At 74.0% G+C, this 23,601-nt stretch carries 27 protein-coding genes, 4 tRNA genes and 1 pseudogene; 16 read left to right on the top strand and 16 right to left on the bottom strand.

Going from position 1 to position 23,601, the window contains the following annotated elements; genetic code table 11:
- The first annotated feature begins 41 nt into the window (after positions 1–41).
- From OG550_RS20085 to OG550_RS20070, 4 genes are all read left to right on the top strand, one after another.
- A complete protein-coding gene (locus tag OG550_RS20085) occupies positions 42–1,157 on the top strand; it encodes an N-acetylmuramoyl-L-alanine amidase (RefSeq protein ID WP_327679470.1) in 1,116 nt (371 codons plus the stop codon).
- Positions 1,158–1,172: 15 nt separating this feature from the next.
- Positions 1,173–1,415, top strand: a complete 243-nt coding sequence (locus OG550_RS20080) for a hypothetical protein (RefSeq protein ID WP_327679468.1) — start codon at positions 1,173–1,175, stop codon at positions 1,413–1,415.
- Positions 1,412–1,717 carry a hypothetical protein gene (locus OG550_RS20075; protein ID WP_327679466.1) on the top strand — a complete coding sequence of 102 codons (306 nt, stop codon included), beginning with the start codon at positions 1,412–1,414 and terminating at the stop codon, positions 1,715–1,717. Before OG550_RS20080 ends, OG550_RS20075 begins: the two co-directional genes overlap by 4 nt.
- 85 nt (positions 1,718–1,802) lie before the next feature.
- Positions 1,803–2,015, top strand: a complete 213-nt coding sequence (locus OG550_RS20070; protein WP_327679464.1) for a hypothetical protein — start codon at positions 1,803–1,805, stop codon at positions 2,013–2,015.
- A gap of 4 nt (positions 2,016–2,019) precedes the next feature.
- Here OG550_RS20070 and OG550_RS20065 read toward each other — a convergent pair whose 3' ends face one another.
- The 3 genes from OG550_RS20065 to OG550_RS20055 form a co-directional block, all read right to left on the bottom strand.
- Positions 2,020–2,511: a DUF732 domain-containing protein gene (locus tag OG550_RS20065; RefSeq protein ID WP_327679462.1), complete on the bottom strand. Its 492-nt coding sequence runs from the start codon at positions 2,509–2,511 to the stop codon at positions 2,020–2,022.
- Positions 2,512–2,575: 64 nt separating this feature from the next.
- A complete protein-coding gene (locus tag OG550_RS20060) occupies positions 2,576–3,109 on the bottom strand; it encodes an NUDIX hydrolase (protein ID WP_327679461.1) in 534 nt (177 codons plus the stop codon).
- 52 nt (positions 3,110–3,161) lie between these two features.
- Positions 3,162–4,478 (bottom strand): transcriptional regulator, encoded by a 1,317-nt coding sequence (locus OG550_RS20055; protein ID WP_327679459.1) that lies wholly within the window; start codon positions 4,476–4,478, stop codon positions 3,162–3,164.
- Positions 4,479–4,657: 179 nt separating this feature from the next.
- On the opposite strand from OG550_RS20055, the gene OG550_RS20050 reads away from it, so the two are divergent.
- The 3 genes from OG550_RS20050 (at position 4,658) to OG550_RS20040 (ending at position 5,783) form a co-directional block, all read left to right on the top strand.
- Positions 4,658–5,182 carry a hypothetical protein gene (locus OG550_RS20050; protein WP_327679457.1) on the top strand — a complete coding sequence of 175 codons (525 nt, stop codon included), beginning with the start codon at positions 4,658–4,660 and terminating at the stop codon, positions 5,180–5,182.
- On the top strand, positions 5,179–5,406 hold the full coding sequence (locus tag OG550_RS20045; RefSeq protein WP_327679456.1) for a hypothetical protein: 228 nt from the start codon (positions 5,179–5,181) through the stop codon (positions 5,404–5,406). The genes OG550_RS20050 and OG550_RS20045 overlap by 4 nt, the downstream gene beginning before the upstream one ends.
- 245 nt (positions 5,407–5,651) lie before the next feature.
- Positions 5,652–5,783, top strand: a complete 132-nt coding sequence (locus OG550_RS20040) for a hypothetical protein (RefSeq protein WP_327679454.1) — start codon at positions 5,652–5,654, stop codon at positions 5,781–5,783.
- A 113-nt stretch (positions 5,784–5,896) separates the two neighbouring features.
- On the opposite strand, the gene OG550_RS20035 is transcribed toward OG550_RS20040, so the two are convergent.
- Both OG550_RS20035 and OG550_RS20030 read right to left on the bottom strand, forming a co-directional pair.
- Positions 5,897–5,972, bottom strand: a tRNA-Lys gene (locus OG550_RS20035).
- 87 nt (positions 5,973–6,059) lie between these two features.
- Positions 6,060–6,815 carry a nucleotidyltransferase domain-containing protein gene (locus OG550_RS20030; protein ID WP_327679452.1) on the bottom strand — a complete coding sequence of 252 codons (756 nt, stop codon included), beginning with the start codon at positions 6,813–6,815 and terminating at the stop codon, positions 6,060–6,062.
- A 287-nt stretch (positions 6,816–7,102) separates the two neighbouring features.
- On the opposite strand from OG550_RS20030, the gene OG550_RS20025 reads away from it, so the two are divergent.
- From OG550_RS20025 to OG550_RS20015, 3 genes are all read left to right on the top strand, one after another.
- Complete coding sequence (locus OG550_RS20025) at positions 7,103–7,882, top strand: SDR family oxidoreductase (protein ID WP_327679450.1); 780 nt, start codon at positions 7,103–7,105, stop codon at positions 7,880–7,882.
- Between the two features lie 107 nt (positions 7,883–7,989).
- The gene (locus OG550_RS20020; protein ID WP_327679448.1) at positions 7,990–8,718 is read left to right on the top strand and encodes a tyrosine-protein phosphatase; all 729 of its coding nucleotides are present in this window, start codon (positions 7,990–7,992) and stop codon (positions 8,716–8,718) included.
- A gap of 70 nt (positions 8,719–8,788) precedes the next feature.
- Complete coding sequence (locus OG550_RS20015) at positions 8,789–9,769, top strand: phosphorothioated DNA-binding restriction endonuclease (RefSeq protein WP_327679446.1); 981 nt, start codon at positions 8,789–8,791, stop codon at positions 9,767–9,769.
- Between the two features lie 34 nt (positions 9,770–9,803).
- Here OG550_RS20015 and OG550_RS20010 read toward each other — a convergent pair whose 3' ends face one another.
- Positions 9,804–10,262 (bottom strand): RICIN domain-containing protein, encoded by a 459-nt coding sequence (locus OG550_RS20010; RefSeq protein WP_327679444.1) that lies wholly within the window; start codon positions 10,260–10,262, stop codon positions 9,804–9,806.
- Between the two features lie 12 nt (positions 10,263–10,274).
- The gene (locus OG550_RS20005) at positions 10,275–11,486 is read right to left on the bottom strand and encodes a low temperature requirement protein A (RefSeq protein WP_327679442.1); all 1,212 of its coding nucleotides are present in this window, start codon (positions 11,484–11,486) and stop codon (positions 10,275–10,277) included.
- A 189-nt stretch (positions 11,487–11,675) separates the two neighbouring features.
- Here OG550_RS20005 and OG550_RS20000 point away from each other — a divergent pair, with 189 nt between their 5' ends.
- Both OG550_RS20000 and OG550_RS19995 read left to right on the top strand, forming a co-directional pair.
- The gene (locus OG550_RS20000; RefSeq protein ID WP_327679441.1) at positions 11,676–12,833 is read left to right on the top strand and encodes a hypothetical protein; all 1,158 of its coding nucleotides are present in this window, start codon (positions 11,676–11,678) and stop codon (positions 12,831–12,833) included.
- A gap of 167 nt (positions 12,834–13,000) precedes the next feature.
- Positions 13,001–13,336 (top strand): hypothetical protein, encoded by a 336-nt coding sequence (locus tag OG550_RS19995; RefSeq protein ID WP_327679439.1) that lies wholly within the window; start codon positions 13,001–13,003, stop codon positions 13,334–13,336.
- An 87-nt stretch (positions 13,337–13,423) separates the two neighbouring features.
- On the opposite strand, the gene OG550_RS19990 is transcribed toward OG550_RS19995, so the two are convergent.
- The 6 genes from OG550_RS19990 to crcB (OG550_RS19965) all read right to left on the bottom strand — a co-directional run bounded on the left by OG550_RS19990 (position 13,424) and on the right by crcB (OG550_RS19965) (position 19,634).
- The gene (locus tag OG550_RS19990; protein WP_327679437.1) at positions 13,424–14,335 is read right to left on the bottom strand and encodes a TIGR02452 family protein; all 912 of its coding nucleotides are present in this window, start codon (positions 14,333–14,335) and stop codon (positions 13,424–13,426) included.
- Positions 14,336–14,615: 280 nt separating this feature from the next.
- The gene (locus OG550_RS19985) at positions 14,616–16,988 is read right to left on the bottom strand and encodes a DEAD/DEAH box helicase (RefSeq protein WP_327679435.1); all 2,373 of its coding nucleotides are present in this window, start codon (positions 16,986–16,988) and stop codon (positions 14,616–14,618) included.
- A 219-nt stretch (positions 16,989–17,207) separates the two neighbouring features.
- Complete coding sequence (locus OG550_RS19980) at positions 17,208–17,978, bottom strand: hypothetical protein (RefSeq protein ID WP_327679433.1); 771 nt, start codon at positions 17,976–17,978, stop codon at positions 17,208–17,210.
- A gap of 350 nt (positions 17,979–18,328) precedes the next feature.
- Entirely contained in the window at positions 18,329–18,703 is a 375-nt protein-coding gene (gene crcB, locus OG550_RS19975) for a fluoride efflux transporter CrcB (RefSeq protein ID WP_327679431.1), read from the bottom strand.
- Positions 18,700–19,146 carry a DUF190 domain-containing protein gene (locus tag OG550_RS19970; protein WP_442906032.1) on the bottom strand — a complete coding sequence of 149 codons (447 nt, stop codon included), beginning with the start codon at positions 19,144–19,146 and terminating at the stop codon, positions 18,700–18,702. The genes crcB (OG550_RS19975) and OG550_RS19970 overlap by 4 nt, the downstream gene beginning before the upstream one ends.
- The gene (gene crcB / locus OG550_RS19965) at positions 19,143–19,634 is read right to left on the bottom strand and encodes a fluoride efflux transporter CrcB (RefSeq protein ID WP_327679429.1); all 492 of its coding nucleotides are present in this window, start codon (positions 19,632–19,634) and stop codon (positions 19,143–19,145) included. Before crcB (OG550_RS19965) ends, OG550_RS19970 begins: the two co-directional genes overlap by 4 nt.
- A gap of 71 nt (positions 19,635–19,705) precedes the next feature.
- Here crcB (OG550_RS19965) and OG550_RS19960 point away from each other — a divergent pair, with 71 nt between their 5' ends.
- The 4 genes from OG550_RS19960 (at position 19,706) to OG550_RS19945 (ending at position 20,516) form a co-directional block, all read left to right on the top strand.
- Positions 19,706–20,047 (top strand): metallopeptidase family protein, encoded by a 342-nt coding sequence (locus OG550_RS19960; protein ID WP_327679427.1) that lies wholly within the window; start codon positions 19,706–19,708, stop codon positions 20,045–20,047.
- A gap of 154 nt (positions 20,048–20,201) precedes the next feature.
- Positions 20,202–20,274, top strand: a tRNA-Glu gene (locus tag OG550_RS19955).
- Positions 20,275–20,341: 67 nt separating this feature from the next.
- Positions 20,342–20,415: transfer RNA gene (locus OG550_RS19950), tRNA-Asp, on the top strand.
- A gap of 27 nt (positions 20,416–20,442) precedes the next feature.
- Positions 20,443–20,516 (top strand) — tRNA-Phe (locus tag OG550_RS19945).
- A 680-nt stretch (positions 20,517–21,196) separates the two neighbouring features.
- On the opposite strand, the gene OG550_RS19940 is transcribed toward OG550_RS19945, so the two are convergent.
- The 3 genes and pseudogenes from OG550_RS19940 to OG550_RS19930 all read right to left on the bottom strand — a co-directional run.
- The gene (locus OG550_RS19940) at positions 21,197–22,081 is read right to left on the bottom strand and encodes a phosphotransferase family protein (RefSeq protein WP_327679426.1); all 885 of its coding nucleotides are present in this window, start codon (positions 22,079–22,081) and stop codon (positions 21,197–21,199) included.
- On the bottom strand, positions 22,078–23,064 hold the full coding sequence (locus tag OG550_RS19935; protein ID WP_327684000.1) for a hypothetical protein: 987 nt from the start codon (positions 23,062–23,064) through the stop codon (positions 22,078–22,080). Before OG550_RS19935 ends, OG550_RS19940 begins: the two co-directional genes overlap by 4 nt.
- A gap of 186 nt (positions 23,065–23,250) precedes the next feature.
- Positions 23,251–23,469: pseudogene (locus OG550_RS19930) on the bottom strand (helix-turn-helix domain-containing protein); the annotation flags it as partial.
- Between the last annotated feature and the right edge of the window lie 132 nt (positions 23,470–23,601).

Here is a 23,601-nt window from a genome sequence, read left to right as displayed (position 1 = left end):
GCCTTCTGGCCCGGGGGCTTTCCCATGCCCAGGAGGCACCCATGGCCTGGTACGAGCCGGCCGAGAAGATGGAACTCCAACCCGAGTCGGACGAGCAGCCCGCGATCACGCCGACACAGGCGATCTTCCACAGCGTCGCCGCGCCGTGGAGGCCCCGGCGGATGTTCGAGTACTGGCGGGACTCCACCCGCCTGGAGTCGCACTTCGGTGTCGGATACGACGGCAGCGTCGGGCAGTTCGTCGGCACCGAGACCCGCGCCGACGCCAACATGCACGCCAACCGGCGCGCCGACGGCACCGGCGCCGTGAGCGTCGAGACCGCCAGCGACGACCAGGCCACCGACCCGTGGACCGACGCCCAGATCGCCGCGCTGATCGCCCTCGGGGTCTGGCTCCACCAGCGGCACGGCATCCCGCTGCGGGTCTGCCCGTCCTGGGACGCGCCCGGCTTCGGGGTGCACCGGATGTTCCCGGAGTGGTCGGACGGCGGGACGGCCTGCCCCGGGCCCGTCCGGCTCCGGCAGTTCCACGACGTCGTGATGCCCAGCATCATCGCGGCCGCGACCGGCACCACCCCGCCGCCGGCGCCCGCCCCGCCCGCCGGACCGGGCCCGGTCCGCTACCGGACGACCATCAACGGCCTGGAGTACGGCTACGGAGCGCACGGCCCGCAGGTCCTGGAGGTCGGGCAGGCCCTCGTCCGGCAGGGCTACGGAGCGGCGTACCAGGTCGGTCCGGATCAGGACTGGCGGGACCCGGACACCCTCAACTACCAGGCCTACCAGCAGAGTCTCGGCTACACCGGCGACGCCGCGGACGGCGTGCCCGGCATCGTCACCCTCCAGCTGCTGCTAGGCCACCTGCCCGGCACGCCGGCCGTCTCCCTCGCCCACATCATCGCCGCCGCGAGGACCGACCCGGGAGCGGCGCAGGGCCACCAGACGTACGGCGCCGAGGCGTTGGTCGTCGAGCGGGCCCTGGCCGACGACGGGTTCCTCGACCCTCGGTGGGTGGAAGGCAGCTTCGGCAGCCGGACGGTGCAGGCGTACGCCGCGTTCCAGCGCTCCCTCGGCTACACCGGCACCGCGGCGGACGGGATCCCCGGCCGCCGCTCCCTGGAGCGGCTCGCGCCGGGCCGCTTCAACGTCACCGACTGATCGGAGAGCACCATCATGATCCGCATACCCCGCTACGCGGTCGACCTCGCCGAGCGCACCGCCGCCACCTACCTGGAGAGCGCCATCGGTCTGCTGCTGGTCGGCGGGATCACCGGGCTGTCCAGCGTCCAGGCCGCCGCCGTCGCGGCCGTCCCCGCCGGCCTTTCCGTCGTCAAGGGCGCCCTTGGACGCTTCCTCGGCCATCCGGAGACGGCTTCGCTGCTGCCGGCCCGGCACGACCCGGCGAGCCGCCGGTGACCGGCCTCGCCGAGACTGGTGTTCTCCAGGTCGACGCGCTCGCGGCCTGGGCCACCGCGCTCGGTGCCGTGCTGGCGCTGCTCGCCGTGCTCTGGCGTACCGTCCGGCGTCTGCACGCTGCCCTGGATGCCTGGTCCGAGGACTGGCAGGGGACCCCGGCCCGTCCGGGCGTACCTGCCCGGCCGGGTGTGATGGAGCGCATCGCGGCCATCGAGCACGAGCTGGGTCGCAACTCAGGTAAGTCGCTTCGGGACGCGGTCGACCGCATCGAGGACGCCGTCAAAGACCTCCAGGACCGATAAGCCACGCGCCCCGCCCGGCATGCCGGGCGGGGCGCATTGCTGCGTTCTGGCCCGACCGGACACCGGGCGGGGCCATCATGGCCGCATGGACGACGACCACTGGACCTCACTGCCGGACTCCCCGCTGCCGGGCTACACCGCGCACCTCGACCAGATCTCAGCCCGGGCCCGGGACCTGCCGCCGGAGGAGCGGGCCGCGGTCGACGATGCGGCCAAGCGGGTCCTGGAAGCGCCTACCGTGGAGACGGTGGCCGCACTGTGGGAGAAGCTCCGCGCGGCCGGCCTCGACGGGATGTAGCCGGTTAAGGCGCCGGGCAGATGTGCTTGCGCACGGCCTCCAAAATCTTCGTGCTCTTCTCAGGCCCGAAGCCCCCGGGGTGGCCCGCGCTGGTGAAGCGCTTGCTGGTCAGCTCGATGAGCGCGGCCTGGTCCTTGCCCTGTGCCACGGAGCTGCACTGGTCCCGGCCCCTGGATACGGCCCGGTCCGGCTTGCCGTCTACGATCTCCGGGTCGATGGCGGCCAGGGCCGCGAGGTACTTCGCCTGGGTGGCGGCGTCCGGCTTCGGTGGGAGCCCGCCCGGCCCGGCCGATGCGGGCGCGGCCGCCGTCGTCCCGGCGGGCGCCGGGGCCTGAGCGGGCGCGGTGGTCTCGGGCACGGCCGCAGCGGGCGGCGCCGACGTCGCGGCCGGCGTGCTGGACTTCGCGTCGGTACTCGGTGCCGAGCTGGAGCACGCGGTCAGGCCGGCGACGAGCAGGGCCGCCGCGAGGGCGAGGCCGGTGGTACGGGTGCGCATGGTCCCCCCTGGGACGCTGGGTGTGTGATGGCGGGACCCTACCGGCGTGCCAGCGCCGAAGGAGTCAGGATCCTCGGATCTGGTGCAGCATCAAGAGTCCCGCGACGGCGTTTGCGGACCGGATCTCGCCCTTGGCCACAAGGCCCGGGACGGCGGACAGCGGCACCCACTCGCGCCGCTCAGACTCGAAATCGTCCTCAGGGTGCCCGACGTACTCGGCCCGGTCGGCCCAGTAGATGTGGTGTCGACCGTCTGCGAGGCCGTTCGATGGCTCCACGGTGAGAAGGTGTTGGAGAGGGCCCGGCCGCCAGCCGGTTTCTTCGAGCATCTCCCGCGCGGCGGCCTCCTCTAGGCTCTCGCCGTCCTCGACGACGCCGGCGGCCAGCTCCCATCCCCAGCTGTCGGTGATGAAGCGGTGCCTCCAGAGCAGCAGCACCTCGCCCTGTTCGTTGACGGCGGTGGCGAGGGCAACCGGGCGCTGACGGAGGACATAGTGGTCGAGGTGGCGCCCGTCGGGCAGCTCGACGTCCGCGAGATTCACCCGCAGCCACGGGTTCTCATAGACTGTGCGCTCGCTCAGATTCCGCCACACCGACACCCTGTGCTCCTCTGTCCTGCTGGCCGCCGTCCGGGGCAGTATCCCAGCCCCGTCACAGGGGTACCGAGAGCGCGTCGTCGATCCGGTCGACTGCATCGCGTGTCGCCGCGGTGTGGTGAATAGCCAGCTGCCGCCGGAGCGCCACGAACCGATCGCGCAGCCGCCGGCTCTCCATTCCGGTGGCGAGGCCCAGCGCGCCGACCGCGTGGGCGGCGGCCTGTTCGGCATCTCCCCGCCCGAGGTCGACGGTGGTCAGGGTAGCGAGCCGGTGAACCCGGCCGCGGGCGTGCGCCTGCGTCTGCACGGCCTCCTCGGCGTACTTCTGTGCTGACCTCCAGTCCCCGAGACTGATCAAGGTCTCGGCCAGCTGCGCCTCGACCAGGCCGGGCTGGACATAGCCGGTCTCCGGCGGCTCCTCGTCACGCCGGATCCGGCTGGCGGCACTCTCGGCCCGGCTCATCGCCGCATGAGCCGCCACGACGTCGCCCATGCGCGCGTAGCTCTTGGCCTGCATCGCGTGCAGGTCGGTGGCCAGGGCCGGACTGATGTGCGGTCCGGCGGACCGGATGCCGGCCTCGGCAAAGGCGACGGCCTGGCGGTAGTCCCTGAGGAACAGCGCCTGGTTGACGAGCAGGGCTATCACGTACCCACCGAAGGCACGGTCTCCAGAGGCCTTGGCAAGCCGGAGTGCCTGGTGGAAGTAGCGCTGGGCCAGTCCCTGGGCGTCCGCGTCGTACGAACAGATCCCCGCGACCGCAGCGAGACCCCCAGCCGCGCGGAGTAGGTCCCGGCCGACGGCGTCGGTGTAGGTGCCCCGTACAAGCGGGGCGGTGTGCTCGGTGAGGAATGCGACGACGCGCGCTTTGGTAGCGACTCCGCCGGCACCTCGGTACATCTGTTCGTACCGGCTGCGGGCAGCCCGCAGCATCTGCACATCCGACGCGCCGACGTGCAGGGTGCCCGCTCGGGAGACGTCCCGATCATGCGGAGGGTTCTCCCACTCCCAGACAGGCGTAATCGCAGCAGTGCCGGTGACCGCCTGGACAGCCTGCACCTCTGGGCGCGCCTGTCCGTCCGACCTCCATAAGGCTGTCGCCCGATCGAGGTACCCGGCGAGCGCTGGTGGGGCCGCCGACCCGGGGCGTCCCATCCCGATGTCGTCGAGGGTGAGGGGACGACCGAGCTTCTCGCCGAGCACGGCGCAGACCGCATCGGGCACGGCACCGCGGGGCACCTGCCCCTTGATCCACCGGGCGATGGCTGTGTGGTCATAGCCAGACCCGGCGCACGCGTTGATGCGGGCAGCGAGGCCAGCATGCGACATGCCAGACTCATCGATGAGTGCGTCGAGCAGCGGATTCGGCTCCACCAGGCACCTCCTGCTGATGCTGTGTCAGCAGGGTAGGGCACCGCGGTTCACACGGGGTGTGAACTGGAGTGCGCGGACACGGCCCGCGCACACGCTGCCCTGCGTCGGCCGCCGTCGGCACGCTGGCTCCATGAGTGCGGCCAGGTCGCCCTTGCCGCCATGGAGTTGAGGAGGGGTACGTGGGCCTGACCGCGGACGAGAACTGGACCGTGAGTGTCGACGGCCTCTTGGACCCGACAACGCTGCCGCCGATGGCTGCTCTGACCGCGGTCTGGCAGGCTGTCCGGAAGCTGGACCTCGGGGAGCAGCAGTGCGCCGCCGTGCGCTTGCTCTTCGGCACCGGCGCGACTGAGATGGTGGAGGCGTCGCTCGATGGCGGGGTGCTCGACTTTCCGGTCGTCTTCTCGAACCGGCGGATCATCATCCGTGTCCGCCGCGGCGACGGTCGGACTGCCAGGCAGCGGCACGGCGAGCGGTACCGCGTGGTGCAGCAGCCCCGGCAGGGACGGAATCCGGGGCTGTGGGTGGTGCACGACACCACGACGGGCGAGCCGGTCCGCGAGGACGGACACGTCCTGCGGTGGGGCATCGCGGCGAGCGCGCAGTCCTGGATCGGCAGAGAGCTGGCCCGCGGCGACTACCAGGGGAAGGCCGGCCATGCCGCTGTACCGGCACCGACCGCGACCCACGCGGACGCCCGGTGAGCCTGGCCGGCGGCAAGCCGGTGCCCGCTCGGACCGGGTACGGCAGGTGCGCCATCTGCGGCAGGTACGGGCGGGGCCGGTGGCTGTACGACCTCACCCCGTACACCGCAGTGGTGGAGCACTGTCCGCCGCGTCGGGACTCGCCCCAGCTGACGGCTGCCGCAGCAGTCTCGGTCGCGGCCCTCGTGCTGCTGTGCGTGCTACTGCTGACCATCTGGCACTGACTCCCTGGCTGGCGTACGGCGGTGCGCTGGCCAGGGTCGCGCGGCAGCGAATGATCAGCACAACTGGGGGGGGGATCAATATCTCGAACTCATATTCGATCGGCCGTGTACGCTACACGCTGCCGAATCCCTGCATCAGGATTCCCCCGAGGAGCACCGGAATGACCGACTCGTCTCAGCTGAAGCCTCCCGGATGGAGCCTCAGGACCCGCACCTTCGATCCAGCGGACGCGTGCGATGACGTCATGGTCACTGCGGCGACAGTACGGGCGCGCCTGCGGGACGGACGCCAGGTCGAAGCACTGGAGTACCAGCGCCTACTCGCCGAACTGGTCGGCCGCCTCGGCGAGGACATCCGGCAGCGCGCCGCCCGGTAGGCACAAGTCCTCCGGGCCAGCAGCGAGCCAGCAGAGGCGCCGCCAGACCCAAACATGAAAGCGACCGCCCCTCCGCTTGCTAGCTACTCAGCAGGTAGAGGGGCGGTCGCACGTGGTGGGGCGCCAGGGGCTCGAACCCTGAACCTACGGATTAAAAGTCCGCAGCTCTGCCAATTGAGCTAGCGCCCCGCGGCCCGCGCCGGGTGGAGCAGGCCACGGCGATCCTACCCGGTGGGGGGAGGGGCTCCGCCAGTGGATTGCGGAGGCGCGCCGGGGTCAGGGGGCCGACGTGACCGGCGAGGTGTAGTGGGCCGCGCGGACGCGGTGGAGCCAGGCGTCGGCGGGGCGCTCGTCGGGGCGGTCGGGCAGCATGCCGGGGCGGTCGAGGCGGTCGGCGGTGTCCGCGAGCAGGCGTTCGGCGACGGCGGGTTCGTCGGCGATGCGTTCGCCGAGGCCGCGCACGCGCTCCGGATCGGGGAGGCGGACGAGGTTGTGGCCGGTCTCGTGGAGGTGGACGGCCTGTTCGAGCAGCCGGACCAGGTGGCGGGCGTGCTTGGCGGCCCGGGCCCGGGTCGCCGGGTCGGTGGTGTCCCGGGTCAGCAGCTTCCTGAACTGCTGGGTGGCGTAACCGAGGTAGGCGTTGCGGACGGCCCGGGCACTCAGGAAGGAGCGGCGTATGCCGATCAGTTCGTCGCCCAGCGGGGTGCGGACCTCGTACAGCTCCTCGGGCAGCCAGACGAGTTCGGAGGCGGTGGGATTGCAGCTCAGCGCGAGGCGGCACCACTTGGCCGCCTCGTGCAGGGTCCGGTCGGGCGCGGTGGTGACGTGCGACTCGGCCGGGCGGTGCAGGCCGTGGAAGCCCTCGGTCGGCGCGGCGAACAGGCCGAGGCGGTCGATGTCGGAACCGGCGTGGGCCAGCCCGTACGCGGTCGAGCCGACGATGCCGGACAGCAGGACGGTGCCGGACGGCAGGGCGCTGGCGGACGACAAGGCGGTACCGGACGGCAGGACGGTGTCGGAGGTGGCGGACATGGGGTTCCCTTCGTCGGCTCCCGGCCCGCAGTCTCCCCCGACGGGGACCCGCCGGGCGAGCGGTTTCCGGGACCAGGGCCGGGACCGGGACCGGAGCGGGACCGGAGCGGCGGCAGCCCCCGAACGGAGCGGCCGCGGTCGGCCCGGGCCGGACGGGACCTGCGGCACCGTCCGGATCCGGCCCCTGCCGGGCGTCCAAGATCGCTGCACCGCCGCCGAGTTGGGACCGGGCCTGCGCCGACGGCGGCTGTGCGGGGCGGGGCGCGGAGAAGGGTAGGGTGCGGAGCATGTCGACCGTTACCGCTTCCGAGCAGACCGACCGCCCCGACGTCGTCCTGATCACCGGTGCCGGGCGCGGCATCGGCGCCGCCACCGCGCTGCTGGCCGGCCGCCGCGGCTACCGCGTCTGCGTCAACTACCGCTCCGACGAGGCGTCCGCCGCCGCCGTGGTGGACGCGGTCCGGGCCGAGGGCGGCACGGCGCTCGCCGTCCGGGCCGACGTCACCCGCAGCGCCGAGGTGGAGCGGCTGTTCGCCGTCGTCGACGCCGAACTCGGCCCGCTCACCGCACTGGTGAACAACGCCGGGACACTGGAGAAGCAGGGCCGGCTGGAGGACATCGACGAGGAGCGCCTCAACCGGATCTGGGCCGCGAACATCACCGGCCCCTTCCTGTGCGCCGCCCAGGCCGTCCGCCGGATGTCCACCCGGCACGGCGGGCACGGCGGCGCGATCGTCAACGTCTCCTCGGCGGCGGCCCGGCTCGGCTCGCCCAACGAGTACGTGGACTACGCGGCCGCCAAGGCCGCCGTCGACACGATGACCCGCGGGCTCTCCCTGGAGGTGGCCGCCGAGGGCATCCGGGTCAACGCGGTCCGCCCGGGGCTGATCCACACCGGGATCCACGCGCTGGGCGGCGAACCCGGCCGGGTCGACCGGGTCGCCCCGAACCTGCCGATGCGGCGGGGCGGGGAGGCGGAGGAGGTCGCCGAGGCGATCCTGTTCCTGCTGTCGCCGGCCTCCTCGTACACCACCGGGGCTTTCCTGGACGTGTCCGGCGGCCGCTGACCGGTACCGCGGCGCCGATCGGCGCGACGGGCGGCGGGCCGGGGGGGGTGACCGCAGTGTCCCGGATTCCTTCCCCCTGCGCCGTCCGCGCCCGTACGGTAAGGGCCATGACCGACGACCTGCCGGACCGTGAACCCGACCTGCCGTCCGCCTTCATCGACATCCCCGGGGTGCGCAACTTCCGTGACGCCGGAGGCGTCGGCTCGCTCCGGCGCGGAGTGCTCTACCGCTCCGGCTCGTTCCACACCCTCGCCCCCGAGGGCGCCCAGCGGCTCAAGGCGCTCGGCCTGCGCACCGTGATCGACCTGCGCAGCCCGTTCGAGCTGGAGGTCTGGCCCGACCTGCGGCACGGGCTGGACCACGAGGCGCACAGCCTCCCCACCCTGCCCGCCAACCGGGAGGACACCGACCGGCCCTGGCCGGAGGGCCAGGCGGAGCTGTACCCGTTCATGGCCGCGACCGCCGGCCCCTCGCTGGTCGCCGCGATCCGCCGGCTCGGCACCCCCGGCGCCCTGCCCGCCGTCGTCCACTGCGCCGTCGGCAAGGACCGCACCGGGCTCACCATCGCCGTCGTCCAGGAGCTGCTGGGCGCCTCCGAGGCCGACGTCCTCGCCGACTTCCTGCGCTCCAACGCCGGGCTCGGCCTCCTCGACGGGCCCACCCCCTACCTCGACGAGACCGGCACCGAGCGCGTCTCCCGGCCCATCTCGGAGGAACTGCTCGTCTCGTCCTTCGAGTGGATCCGCGCCCACCACGGCTCCCTCACCGCCTACCTGCACGCCCACGGCGCCACCGACGAGGACCTCGACGCCCTCCGGTCCAACCTCTTGGGCTAGGCGTGTCGGCGAAGTCCCGTCGGACCGGGACACAGGGGAGGACGAAGCGGCCGGGGAGGGAGGCAGGGGCGTGAGGCGCGGCGAACTGCTCACCGCCCTGTCCGGCATCAGGCAGGCGCGGAGCGGCGGCGTCCGGGCCCCGCACAAACCGCTGCTGCTGCTCTGGCTGCTCGGCCGCCACGCCCGCCTCGGCACCAGCGAGGTGACGTACGCGGAGGCCGAGGAGCCGGTCAGCCGGCTGATCAACGACTACGGGCCCGCCGTCGGCCGCGCCACCGCCGTCCAGCGTGCCGCCATGCCGTTCGTCCACCTGGAACGCGGCCTCTGGACGCTGCGGGACGCCGCCGGGCGGGCGCTCGACCCGAACGACGTCGGGGGCAGCGGTGCCGCGCTGCGGCGGGTCGGGGCGGTGGGCCGGCTGCGGCCGGAGGTCGAGCGGCTGCTCGCCGAGGACCCGTCGGCCCTCGCCGTCGCCGTCCGGCTCCTGCTGGACCGGCACTTCACCCCAACCCTGGAGGCGGCGATCTGCGGACAGGCGGACGTCGCCCTGCCCGAGCTGGACGTCGCCGACCTGGAGCTCCCCGGCCCGGAGCTCCCCGACCTGGAACTCCCCGACCCGGACGGGCCGGCGTACCGGATCACCCGGCGGCGGGTCCGGGCCGCCGGCTTCGCCGCCGACGTCCTGCGGGCGTTCGGCCACGCCTGCGCGGTCTGCGGGTACGACGGCCGGCTCGGCCGCGCCACCGTGGGGATCGAGGCCGCCCACGTCCGGTGGCACAGCCAGGGCGGCCCGGACGTGGTCGACAACGCGCTCGCCCTCTGCTCCCTGCACCACGCCCTGTTCGACTTCGGCGTGCTCGGGGTGACGGAGGACCGGACCGTCCGCGTCTCCCCGCACTACCGGACCGACTCACCCGCCGGCCGGGCCGTGCTGGCCCTCGTCGACCTCCCGGTGGCCCTCCCCGACCGCCCGCTCTCGGCGCGCGCGTACGACTTCCTGGGCTGGCACGACCGGTCGGTCTTCAAGCACGGCGGCTTCGTCCCCGACTGACCGGCCACGGGCCGCCACGGGCCGCCACGGCCGGCTACTGCCGTTCCAGGCGCCACCACTGGGTGGGCGAGTCGGTGTCCTCCCACTGGTGGACGGGGGTGGGCGGCTCGGTGGCCGGGCCGTCCGGGGCGGTCAGGGCCTTGCCGCTGACGAAGCTGGTGAGGGTGTACGTGCCGGGGTCGTCGAGGTGGTGCTCGACCAGCCACTCCTGGGCGCCGAACGCGTTGGCGGACCACTGCTGGACCGGGACGCCGTTCTCCGGGGAGGCCCCGGTGACGTCCAGGCGCTTGCCGCCGGCCACGTTCTCGACGTGGAACAGCGCGCCGCCGGGGTGGACGGCGCTCAGCCGCCAGAGTTGCGCGTCGGAGCCGTCCTCCGCGCCGAGCACCGCCTTGGCGCCGCTGCGGCGGCTGCCGCCGGCGATCTCCAGCAGCAGGCCGCCGGCGGCGTTCCGGATCCGGTAGAGGCCGTCGGTGATCGCGTGGTCAGTCACGGGTGGAGTCTCTCACCGGGCTGTGACAGCCCGGTGCTCCCAGGCGAACGCGGCGGCCAGGACGAGGACGACGGCGCCGACCTGCACCAGGGCGGAGGCGCTGGTGCCGAGCGGCACGGTGGCCGTCACCAGGGCGGCGGCCAGCAGCCGCGGCAGGTTCGGACCGAGGCCGAAGGTGCGGCGGCCGGCGGCGTTGGCGACGAGGAAGACGGCGACGCCGCCGGCCAGCGCCCCGGCCTGGGCGGCGGTGACCGGCGCACCCGGGTGGGCGACGGCGGACTTCACCCCGGCGGCGAACAGCAGCACGCCGAGCAACAGCCCGTAGTGGCCCAGGTTGTAGACGCTGATGGCGAGCCGGTTGCGCTCCTCCGAGGGCACCCCGGCCATGTGGTGCTCGGCGCGCACGTCGTCGTCGTGGCCGAAGTACGCCCACCAGAGGCCGACGCAGACGGCGAGGCTCAGCACGGCGACGGCGACCAGCGGGGCGGTCAGGTCGGCGGTGCCCGCGCCGACGCCGATGGCGATCACCGACTCACCGAACGCGATGATCACGATCAGTCCGTGCCGCTCGACGAAGTGGTCGGCGCGCAGCTGGAAGCTGGGCAGGTCGACCAGCCGGGGTATGGCGAACTGCAGGGCGAAGGCCGCCGCCCAGAGGACGAGCTGGCCGGAGCCGGTGAGGTAGCCGCCGGTCACCACCATCGCGGTGTTGACCAGGTTGAGCCCGCCCATCCGCAGCACCGGCTCCAGGGCCACGCCGGACACCGCGAACATGCCGGTGTGCACGGCCACCACCAGGAGGTACGCCCAGCCGAAGACGACCCCGCTGCCCTCGAAGGCGTGCGGGACGGCGAGCGAGATCAGCAGGAAGCCCGCCATCGCCAGCAGCAGCAGGCTCCGCCGGCCGTGGGTGCGCGGCGGCATGGCGTTGGTCAGCCAGATGAACGCGTCGTACATCCACCAGATCACCGCCAGCATCACCAGGACCTGGGTGAGGCCGCCCGGGGTGAGGTGGTGGGCGAGGCTGTCGGTGAGCTGGGTGACGGTGAAGACGAAGACGAGGTCGAGGAAGAGCTCCAACGGGCTCGCGCGCAGCGCCGGTTCGCCGCCGGTGGCGGCGGCCGGTCCGGGAGCGGCGAAGGCGGCGGCCGGTCCGGTGCGGGCCGTGGCGGCCGTGGCGGCGGGGGCACCGGCGGGGTGGCTACGGGCTGGGGTCGCGGTCACTCGCGAGAGTATGGGGCACCGGCGTCGGGCCGCGCGGGGGATTCCACCGGACGGACGGGGCGGTGGACGGGCCCGCCCAGGGGCCGTCGGCCGGGCGGCGGTCGAGGCCGGGCCGGGAGACGGCCCGGACCAGCGGACGGCCCGGACCCGACGACGGCTCCGCGCGGGCGGGCCTCTATGCTGCCGCGAATGGTGTTCGACCCTCATACCCCGCAGGACGGCCGCACCGGGCCGTCGGACCGTCAGCCGACCTCCCTCGCAGGGGCGGTGGCCGAGTTCGAGACAGCCGTCGCGACGCTGCACGACGCCGGCGGCGGCGAGCGGTTCGACGCGGCGCTGCGGCGGCTCGGCGGACTGCTCGGACCGGCCGGGGAGCAGGAGTCGGCGGCGGTCGGCCCGCGGCTGGCCTCGCTGCTGCCGGACACCCCGCCGTTCCAGCGCGCCCACCTGGCGATGATGGTGGGCGCCTGCGTGGAGCGCGGCGCCGACCCGGTGGCCTGCGCCGACCACATCCTGGCCGGGCTGCGCGAGGCGCTGACCGGCGCGCTGCTGCTCCTGGAGCGCTGGAAGGAGACCGGCGACGGCGGCCCGGACGACCTGCCCGACCCGGACGGGGACGACCCGGACCGGGACAGCCCCGGCCGCGCCCACGCCCGGATCGAGGAACCGGGGCGGCTGGACGAGTGGCACGCCCACCGGGCCGTGATCGGCTGGTGGACGCTCTCGCTGTGGCAGCGGGCCGCGTTCGCGCTCTACACCCACGCCGCCGTCCGCCGCACGGCCCGGGAGTCCGGCGTGACGGACGTCCTGACCGGGCTGATCGACCGGTACTCCGGCGACCGGCACGACCTCAAGGGCCTGCGGTACCTCGCGGCCGCGCTCGACGACGAGCCGCTGCTGGTCCTGCACCGCCCGACCGGCACCGGCTACCTGCTCCGGATGGACGGGCTGACCGACAACTTCCAGCTGCACACGCTGCTCGCCGAGGTGCTGATCGGCGGCGGCCACCTGCCCGGCACCCGGCCGGCCCCGGAGGTCGTCACGCTCAGCCGGACCGGGCGGGTGGACGGGCGGCACCGGGTCACCGCCACCGGCGCGTTCAACCTGGTCGCACCGGACGGCGGCTGGATCTGGAACGAGGGCATGCCGGAGGACGTCCCGGTGGTGGACGGTGTCCGCACCCTCGTCCTGGACCCGCAGCCGTACGAACGGAGCTGGGCGGCCGGGCGGTTCGTCGAGGAGGTGCCCGGGGAGCTCCGGCTGGAGCGGGTGCTGGCCCCGGCCGAGGCCGCGTCGCGGCTCGCCTCGGCCGCCCCGGCGCAAGGCTTCGGGCAGGCGGTCCGGTAGCGGACGGCGGGCGGGCAGCGGTCCGGTCCGGAGCCGCCCCGGGCCAGGCGGCAGGCGGTAGGCGGTAGGCGGTAGGCGGTAGGCGGGGAACGGCCGAAGGCGGGCGGGCGGTGCGGCCGGGTTATGGTCGGAGGCCCGAGGAGTCTGCTTGAGGAGTGGAGTCGACGATGGCGAGGATCCCGAACGCGCTCACGTCCGCCGCGCCGGCCGCGCTGACCGCGGCGGGCGGTCTGGTCGGCGGCTACGGCGTGGCCCGCTGGACCGGCAAGCGCCAACTGGGCGGCGCCGTCCTGGCCGTGGCCGGCGCGGGCGCCGCCACGCAGTGGCACCGGCGTTCCGGTGCGGCCACCGCGGCCGCCCTGACCGGGCTGTACGTGGCCGCGTTCGGCGGCTCGCACCCGCTGGCCAAGCGGATCGGCTCCTGGCCGTCCGTGTTCGCCGTCACCGGCGTGGTCGTCGCAGCCTCCGCCGTCACGTCGGCGGTCGTCACCCGCAAGGACTGACGCCCCGGCGGCACGCCCCGGCAGCCGCACGTCGGGCGGCCGCCGGGGCCCACCTGCCGCCCGTCGGCGGCACGGTCGGCGGCACGGTCAGCGGCCGAACCGGGCCTCGAACGCGGCCCGGTTCGGCGAGACCGGCGTCCGGTCCCAGACCGCGAACACCACCCGGTCGAAGGCGGCTCCGTACCGGGCCAGTGCGCCCTCGAAGGCCTCCGCCACCTGGGCCGGGTCGTTGCGGAACACCCCGCAGCCCCACGCCCCCAGCACCAGCGCGCGTATCCCGTGCTGCGCCGCCGCCGCGAGCACCCGCTCGGCCCGCTCGGCGAGCACCCCCCGGACGTCCACCGCGCCGTTCGCGTCCACGGCCCCGTTCAGCTCCGCGCCCTCCGGGTCCGGGTCCGCGTCGGCCCCCGCCCCCGTGCCCGCCGCCGCGGCCTCCGCACGCAGCGCCAGCTGGCCCGCGTTCGGGGCCGGCGAGGTCAGGAAGGTGACCGGGTACGGGCGGGCCAGCAGCTCGCCGCCCTCGCCCCGGATCACCGGCACCCCGGGCGAGACGATCACCCGGTGGCTGTACCTGAGGTCGCGGGAGGCCCGGTGCGCCTCGTAGTAGTCCGGTGCCTCCACCAGGCAGGTGTACAGCAGGGCGCTGCGGCAGAGGTCCTCCTCCTGGGCGCGGGAGCCCCGCAGGTAGCCGCCGCCCGGGTTCCGCGCGGAGGCGAAGTTGAGCACCCCGACCGGACCGGCCCCCGCCTCGACCAGCCGCCGGGCCGCCGGGATGCTGCCCTCGGCCGTGACCTCGACCGCGCCCGCCAGCGGCCCGGGGCCCGGCCCTCCGGCCGACACCAGCGCGTCCAGCTCCGCCGGGGCGTACGACACCGTCCCGGCGCGGGCCGCCGCCAACGGCCCGGCCAGGTCGACGAGCCCGCCCCCGGGCGCCCGGTAGCTCCCCCGCTCGGCGATCCCCTCGTTCTCCGTCGCCACGTTGCGCATTCTGCTGCTCATGTCGGCGACCGTAGGGGACGCCGGCCACCCGGCGCCACTGGTTATTCTCACCCCCAGAACAACGGGCCCGGGGCCGTCCCGGCCGTTCCCCGCGACCGGCGGGAACCCCCGCCCGACCGGCCCGATCCGCCCGACCGGACTGACCGACACGCCCGGACCGCCCGGCCCGCCTGCGCCCGGGAACGCCGAAGGGCCCGCCCCACCGGAGTGGAGCGGGCCCTTCGTCGACGCTCAGTCGCCACGCCCCGCGGCCTCACCCGGAGGCCGCGGCGCTACGACGTCAGTTCTTCCAGCGCGGCTTGCGGTCGTCGCGGTTGAAACCGCCCGAGTTGAAGCCGCCGGAGCGGCCGCCGCGGTCGTCACGGTCGCGGTTGAAGCCGCCACCGGCCTGCGGGCGGCCACCGGAGCGGTGGTCGTCGCGGCGGGAGAACGGACGGCTGCTGCTCGCGCCGGCGCCGCCGCGCTCGTCGCGGTCACGGCCGAAGGCCGGACGGTCGCCGAAGGAACGGGCCGGACGGTCGCCGAAGGAACGGCCGCCGCGGTCGTCGCGGTCGCGGTTGAAGCCGCCGCGGTCGTCACGGTCACGGTTGAAGCCACCGGAACGGCCACCACGGTCATCGCGGTCGCGGTTGAACGCCGGACGGTCCCCACGGTCGCGGTTGAAGCCGCCACGGTCGTCACGGTCACGGTTGAAGCCACCGGAACGGCCACCACGGTCATCGCGGTCGCGGTTGAACGCCGGACGGTCCCCACGGTCGCGGTTGAAGCCGCCACGGTCGTCACGGTCACGGTTGAAGCCACCGGAACGGCCACCACGGTCATCGCGGTCGCGGTTGAACGCCGGACGGTCCCCACGGTCGCGGTTGAAGCCGCCACGGTCGTCACGGTCACGGTTGAAGCCACCGGAACGGCCACCACGGTCGTCACGGTCGCGGTTGAACGCCGGACGGTCCTCGCGGAACGCCGGGCGCTCGTTGCGCGCCTCGCGGTACGACGGCGCGCGCTCCTCGGCGACCGCGGCGGGCGCGGCCGACTCGACCGCGACGGTCTCGCCGGTCACGGCCTCGCCCTCGGCCTCGGCGGCCGGGGCCTCGTCCACGATGCCCAGGTCGGCCCGCTCGCGAGCGGCCCGCGCGGACAGCCGGTCGGCCTCGTCGCGCAGCTCGGAGGCGCGGCGCTGGGCCCGCTCCAGCTGGCGGGCCATGTCGGCGACCTCGCGCTCGGCGGCACCGGCGATGTTGGAGGCGCTCTCCGCCTGGACCTCGACCAGCGAACGGGCGCCGGTGATCCGGGCCACCTCCGGGTCGAAGGCGTGGTCCAGGATGTGGCGGCTGGCGTCGACGCCGGCGTCCTCCATCAGGCGGAAGACACCGCGGCGCTGGTGCGGCAGCACCAGGGTGACGACGATGCCGGAGCGGCCGGCGCGGGCGGTGCGGCCCGAGCGGTGCAGGTAGTCCTTGTGGTCGCCGGCCGGGTCGACGTTGAGCACCAGGTCGATGCCGTCGACGTGGATGCCGCGGGCGGCGACGTCGGTGGCGACGACGACGTTGACGTAGCCGTCCTTGAAGTCGCCGAGGACCCGGGTACGGGCGCCCTGGGTCATGCCGCCGTGCAGCGCGTCGGCCTTCACGCCGGCCTCGACGAGCTGCTCGGCGACGCGGTCGGCGCCCATCTGGGTGCGGACGAAGATGATCGTCCGGCCCTTGCGGGCGGCGATCGCGTTGGTGATCGGCGCCTTGTCCTTGGGCTTCACCACGAGGATGTGGTGGGTCATGGTGGTCACCGCGCCGGCCGACGGGTCGACCTCGTGGGTGACCGGGCTGTTCAGGTAGCGCTTGACCAGGGTGTCGATCTCGTTCTCCAGGGTGGCGGAGAACAGCAGGCGCTGGCCGCCGGCCGGCACCTGGTCGAGGATCTCGGTGACCTCGGGCAGGAAGCCCATGTCGGCCATCTGGTCGGCCTCGTCGAGGACGGCGACCTGGACGTCGTCGAGCTTGGCGGAGCCGCGGTTGATCAGGTCGCGCAGACGGCCGGGGGTGGCGACGAGGACGTCGACGCCGCGCTCCAGCGCGTAGATCTGGTTGGACATCGAGGTACCGCCGCAGACCACCTTGAGCCGCAGGCCGAGCACCGAGCCGAAGGGCTCCAGGGCGTCGGCGACCTGCATCGCCAGCTCACGGGTCGGGACGAGGATCAGGCCGCGCGGGTGCTTGGCGCGGGTCCGCTCGCCGGCGGCGAGGCGGGTCAGCAGCGGCAGGCCGAAGCTGAGGGTCTTGCCGGAGCCGGTGCGGCCGCGGCCCAGCACGTCCTTGCCGGCCAGCGCGTCCGGGATGGTCGCGGCCTGGATCGGGAACGGGGTGGTCACGCCCCGCTTGGCGAGGGCGCGGACGATGTCGTCCGGCAGGCCCAGGTCACCGAAGGTGAGGGTGGGCTCGGCGGGCTCCTCGGCCTCGGCGGCGTCGTCGGCCGCGGCCTCGTCGGTCGCGTCGGCGTCGGTGGTGTCGACCTCGTCGACGGCGGCGATCAGCTCGGCGTCGGCCTCGACGGCCGGCTGGGCGGCGTCGAGGGAATCGGTGGTCGGCTCGGTGGTTGCGGCATCGGCGGCGGTCTCGCTCGCAGGCATGGCGAAGCGGGCGTCGTCAACGAGAGACATCTAAAACCTTCCGGAAGTGGCACGCGCCAAAGTCCGGGGTTCTGTTTCACAACCGCCTCTATGCGGTCAGCCACGGATCGCCGGAACGCGCCAAGGGCGCCAGGTGAGTTAGGGCGCCAGTCAAATGGATCAAACGAACGATCTACCACCATAGACGAACCTGGGGATCAGAGGCAAATGCGCTGGCCGGACTCGGAAACCGAAGCCCGGCCGGCCGCGCTACTGCCCTCCCGTTCCCGCGCTGGGCGCCGGGGAGGCCGTCGCGGCGGGCGAGGGCTCCGGCGCCGGGGTGGCGCTCGGCGCGGGCGTGGTGTGCGCGGGCTCGGGCGAGGCGGGCGGGCGCCCGCTCGGGCTCGCCGCCGGCGCGGACGCCGTCGAGCCGCCGGAACGGCCGTCCCCGGTGCCGGGCCCCGTTCCGGCGGTGGCCCCGGTGCCGCCCGTGGTGTGGCCCGCCCCGGCGGTGCCGCCCGCGCCGCCGGCCGTCCCGCCGGTGGTCGTGCCGGCGCCCGGGTGGGGCGCGGGGCTGGCGCTCGGCCCCCCGGCGGCGCCGCTCGCGCCGGGCGCGGCCTCCCCCGGCCCGCCCACCGGCACCGGCTCCGCGCCGACGGGTGCGCCGTTCACGCCGGTCAGGTCGCCCGTCATGGCCGGCGGCTCACCGGCGGCCGGGCCGAGCTGCCCGCCACCCGGCGCGTTCTGCCCCTGCACGCTCCCCGTACGCTCCGGCCGCCCGGACGCGCCACCCTGGTGCGCGCCGCCGGCCGGGGAGGCCGAGGAGCCGCCGCCCGGCTTCGCCGCCGTTCCGGCCTGGCCCACCGGCACCGCGCCGTGCTTCTCGTCCGCACCGGGCCCCACCGACATGCAGCCGGTCAGCCCCAGCCCGGCCACCGCCAGCACCGCCGCCGCCCGCACCACCCCGGTCCGGACCGCCGCCGTCCGCGGCTCGGCCCCCCGCGGCGCGAGCGTCCGCGGCATCACGGGGCGTTCCGTCACCGGGCGTTCCGTCACCGGGCGCTCCACCGCCGGTCGTCCGCCCGCCGCCGGCTCCGCCGGCCACCCCTCCCGGGAGCCCCGCTCCCGGGTGCCCGACTCCCGCTCCGCACGCACCGCACGGACCGCACGCATCGCCGCCACCGCGCTCCCTCTCCTGACCCCGCCCCGGCCCGACCGCCCACCCACCGCGCGCGGCCACCATTTCTGGTGCCCAACGCGCGCCCCCGGCGCACGGACACGGACCGGACCACCGGGAGCACCCGAACGAGCGCCGCAGCCGCCCCCGGAGCCGAACGGGGGTTCCCCCGCCGGACCCGCGTACGCCCCGACGGCGGCCCGCCCGCCCCGGATCAGCCCCAGAGCGCCGTCGCCAGGCCCGCCCCCGCGTAGACCGCCGCCAGGCCCGCCACCACGCTGCCGGCCGCATTGGCCAGCGCGTACCGCCCGGCCCCGCCCTCCACCAGCCGCAGCGTCTCGTACGAGAAGGTCGAGTAGGTGGTCAGCGCCCCGCAGAACCCCGTCCCGAGCAGCAGCCGGACGTGCGAGGACGCGGCGCCGGCCGCCGCCGCCCCGGTCAGCAGCCCGAGCACCAGGCAGCCGGCCACGTTCACGGTGAACGTCCCCCACGGGAACACCGAGTCGTGCCGGGACTGCACCGCCCGGTCGGTCAGGTACCGCAGCGGCGCGCCGACCGCCGCGCCGACGACCACCAGCAGCCAGTTCACGCCCCCGCCTCCCCGCCGCCGCCGTCGGACGGCCCGGCCGCGCCAGCACCCGCACCGGCCCCGCCGCGCCCCGCGTACCGGACCACCTCGCACCGGTCCAGCACCACCAGTCCCTCCGCCACCAGCCCGTCCAGCAGCGGCAGGAAGGCCCGCACCCGCTCCTCGGTGTCCACGATCACCACCGCCACCGGCAGGTCCTCGCTCAGCGACAGCAACCGCGCCGTGTGCACCAGGGACGACGCCCCGAACCCCTCGATCCCCCGGAACACGCTCGCCCCGGCCAGCCCGGCCGCCCGCGCCCGGTGCACCACCTCGCTGTACAGCGGGCGGTGCCGGTGCCGGTCGTTCTCGCCGACCAGGACCGTCAGCCGCAGCGCCGCCCCGCCCAGCCGCGGCGGTCCCGCACCCCGCTCCCGCCCGGCCCCCCGCTCGCGCCCCGTCACACGGCCCTCCCCGCGCCGCGCCGGACCAGACGGCGCGTCACCCCGGCCGCCGCCCAGACCGCCGCCAGGGCCGCCAGCAGCGTCACCCCGAGGTAGGCCGCGGCGGCGCCCGGCCGCCCCTCCCCCACCAGCCGGCGGATGTCCACCGCGTACGTCGAGAAGGTCGTGAACCCGCCCAGGACCCCGGTCCCGAGGAACGGCCGCACCAGCGGATGCACCGGCCGCCCCTCGGTGACCAGCACCAGCAGCACCCCGATCAGCGCGCACCCGACCACGTTCACCAGCAGCGTCGTCCACGGGAAGGCCGCCGGACCGTCCGGCCACAGCAGCCCGGCCCCGTACCGCGCCGACGCCCCCAACGCCCCGCCGACCGCCACCACGGCCACCACCGGCCCCTGCCCCCGCAGCACCGGCGCCCGCCGCCCGGACGCGGCCCGCGGCGGCTCCTCCACCGGGCCGCCCGGCACCACACCCTCCGAGGTCACCATGAGCCCCATGAAACACCGCCCCGGGCCGCCTGGCACACCGTCACCCCAGACCCGACAATGATCCGGTGGAGATGACCCGGGAAGAGTTCGAGGTACTGGTCAGCGACGCCCTCGACCAGATCCCGCCGCAGCTCGCGGCCATGATGGACAACGTCGCGGTCTTCGTCGAGGACGAACCCGACCCCGCCGACCCGGAACTCCTCGGCCTCTACGAGGGCACCCCCCTCACCGAACGCGGCGAGTGGTACGCCGGCGTCCTGCCGGACCGGATCCTCGTCTACCGCGGCCCGACCCTCCGCCTCTGCGACTCCCGCGAACAGGTCGTCGAGGAGGTCCGCACCACGGTGATCCACGAGGTCGCCCACCACTTCGGCTTCGACGACCACGAGCTCGACGAGCTCGGCTGGGCCTGACCCCCGCCCTCCGGCGGCCCCCGCCGCCACCCCCTCCCGGGGCCCCGCCGGCACCCCGCCCCCCACCTGGCCGAAACCCGTTTTGGCGATCCGCCCGGCATCCCATATGCTTCTCGACGTCCCCGAACGCTGGAAACAGCGGGACAGGCCGCAAGCCCTCATCGTCTAGTGGCCCAGGACGCCGCCCTTTCAAGGCGGTAGCACGGGTTCGAATCCCGTTGGGGGCACGCAGTACCGCAGTACGGCCGTAGTACAGTGCAGTAACGCAAGACCTGGTGGAGCGACACCACCTAAGGTCCCGTGGAGCAGTTGGTTAGCTCGCCACCCTGTCAAGGTGGAGGTCGCGGGTTCAAGTCCCGTCGGGATCGCTCGTCTCGCAAGAGACGGTGCAGTACGGCCAGGTAGCTCAGTTGGTACGAGCGTCCGCCTGAAAAGCGGAAGGTCGCCGGTTCGACCCCGGCCCTGGCCACATAGCCTGACCAGGCACGATGCCCTCGAAGCAGCTCGCTTCGGGGGCGTTTTCGTGTCCGTTGACGCCAACGGCTCCGAATCATGGCGAACCCGGACCACTCGGCCAGGGCCCCAGCACGGCGATCGGGATCAAGTGATGCACATCACACCCGAGCCCCGCCGGGGCCCGCTGTCGACTTCCCGGGAGGTACACACCTCCAGCCCGGGGTCCCACCAACCACGGAGCAGGCAGGGCGCCCCGTAAGAGAGCAGCGCTCCTCCCTCCCCTGCGGCGGCGACCAGGGCAAACGGGTCACGACTGCAGCCCGCGGATGGGGCCGCGAACACGCACTCCCGCTCAGAGTGCCGTATTCACCCCCGGCAAGCTGCGGTAGACGTAGCTCTCGGCCGACAGGAACCGGTGCCTCGCCCACGACCGTCCGAATACGCCCTCACCCCGCTCCAGCCACCGCCGGTGGTCGTGGGCGCTGATGCTGAGCGGCTGCAGCACCGCCGGTGCTCTCGGCGAGGCACCCCACTGCGGCTCGCTAGCCCGGTCCGTACGGCAGCGCGTCGAGGACCTGCTGGACGAGCACGGGGTGGCGTTCGTGGAAGACACCCCAAGCGAAGGCTCCGGGGACATCGCTGCGGATCACGGGTGCAGTCATCTCGGTCGGGCCCGTCCCTCTCACCGACATCTCAGCTGACAGCTGTCCAGCCCCACGGGCGTGGACCGTTCTGCCCCTGCAAACAGGAGAGACGGTAGTGGGCTTCCGCCCGGTGTCGAGCCGGATCGGCCGCCGCGTGCTGGAGGGCGAAGCAGGTGACCCGGAGCTCACGGATACTCCGCAGTACCGGGTAGCCGGCCCAGGTCATCACGTCGGCACCGTACGCCTCGCAGAAGGCGGTGTACTCCCTGTCCGAAACGGTGCCGAAGGTACCGAAGCCGACGGCGGTAGCGGTGAGATCCCACTCGGGAGGCCCGAGGGAGGTTCGTTCGAAGTCGAGCAGGTAGGTGGTGGTCGGTGTGACCGCCACATTGCCGCCCCACGCATCACCGTGAATGACGCTCGCAGGCAGGCCGGGCGGGAGGCTCCGCCACGCTGCTTGGAGACCCGCCAAGCGGTCGCGCAGCCACTGCCGCTGCGTGTCGCCGAGGGTGGCCGCCCCGTCGATCCTGACGGCCAGCCGAACGAACGGGTCGAGCCGGCCCAGCGGAACGTCAGGAACGGCGAGTTCGTGGACACGCCGGAGGAGCGGCGCGATGTCGGCGGCGGTTCCTGGCCGGTGCGGGGGCAGTTCGTGCCAGAAGGTCACGGGGTTGTCGTCGACATCCAGTGGCTCCCGCAGGTGCTCAAGCGGGCGAACCGTAGGAACCCCGCAGTCGCGAAGCCAGCGTGCGACCGCCAGTTCGCGCCCAGCGGCAGCCGACTGCCCAAGGCGGCTGATGCGAGCCACGATCCCCAGCGGCAGTCTCCACAGCGCGTTCTCCCCGATCCGGATCGGCTCGGCTCCCGCTGCGGACAGGCCGACCGTCGCGCACGCCTTGAGCAGTAGGGAGTGGGAGTCCTCGATGTTGCTCACGCTGCCACCGTCGCGGCGATCTGTTCCCGCAGGTCCCGGATGTCGACGAGGTTGCGGTGGCGATGGGCGACCCGACCGAGTTCAGCCAGCTCGTGGTCGGCACGCAGCGAACGGAGGTCGCCGACCTCCGCGAGGGCGCTGCGGCCCTCGGCCAACGCCTGCTCAGGATCACCCGCAGCCATCTGGAGCGTGGCGAGCTTGGTTCGGGAGAACGCGCGGGATCTGGCGAATCCGTCGCCGTGGCCGTCGACCGCTGCCTGGAGTCGTCGGAGGGCTTCCTGTGGCGGGTGGCCTGCGAGGGCGAGGTCGAACAGGGCGTGGCCGGTGTCGCCGTCGTGCTGGGCGCCGTCGTAGTACGCCATCCACGGTCCCTCGGCGGCCGGGGTGATCGAGGTGAACGAATCGTCGGACGCACCGATCGCGGCCAGGGTCTGCTGGGCACGACCCATCTTCGCCAGGGCCCGTGCGCGAGCGTTGTGGAGCATGGACTGTTCGGCAGGGGAGAGTCGGTCGGCGCGGGCCAGGCCGAGCTCGGCGAAGGTGAGACCGGCGTCCGGATCTCCACGCCAGATGGCCTGGCGGGAGCGGAGGTTGTAGGAGATGGCGCGTAGCGGCCAGTTGTCCACTTCCTCGGCGCACGACGTGGCGAAGGCGAAGAGCCGGTGGGCGTCCTCGTGGGCGAAGGCATCGAAGGCCGATGCGCCGACGACGGTCGCCAGCCGGCTGACGGCTCCGAACAGTTCGGCCCGCAGCGAAGTGGGGCAGCGACTGTTCAGGAGACCGGCAGCCCAGCGCAGTTGGGCGAGCGCCGTGTCACGGACGACGCCGGCGCCGCCGTAGAGGTTGTCCCAGCTGCGCAGTGTGGTCGCCGCGGTGCGGATCTGCTCGACATCGGCGGGCCGAACCACTGCGGGTACCGCGGTGGCCGGGGTGGAGGTCAGGAGCTGGGCCAGGGGGCCGGCGGCGAGAGCTGCACTGGTCACGGCAAGGAAGTCGCGTCGTTCCACGGGGTCGGACTCATTCCGCTCGAAGGCTGGCGGTGGCATTTCCAGCGTGCCCCCGCGCACTCCCCCTCGGGGAGGCTTGACGGCCCCGTTGCGCGGTTTGTCCATTACCCCTGAGCGGTTGTCCAATTCGGCCTCGGCCAGCACGACGCTTCGCGCGAGAACTCCGCCGGTGTCCAGGGCCGTATCTAACGCCTGGGCGTGGTGAAGCTTGCAGGGCCGTTCCGCCCGCTCGATCTTGCTGATCAGGTCCCCACTCAGGTGAACGGACTGCCCGAGCCCCTCCTGGCTCAACCCCCTGAGCTTCCGCCAGTACTGAAGTTCCGCGCCGAACCAGTGGGCCGCGGATCGGGTGGGGTCCAGAGGCTTGAGTGGTCGCGGCACGTATCCCCCAGGGCGTCTCTTGTGGACAGCCGTCGCTGTCCGAATGCCGGCACTGGTCGGGCGGCTCACCGGCAGGGCTGAATGTCTCCGAGCGCTCAACGCCCATTACACACCGCTACGGGTCTGACGGGC

This window comes from Kitasatospora sp. NBC_00458 (assembly GCF_036013975.1).
Lineage (GTDB): Bacteria > Actinomycetota > Actinomycetes > Streptomycetales > Streptomycetaceae > Kitasatospora.
The sequence above is the reverse complement of the archived record's forward strand: the minus strand, read 5'-3'. Positions and strand labels throughout refer to the sequence as shown.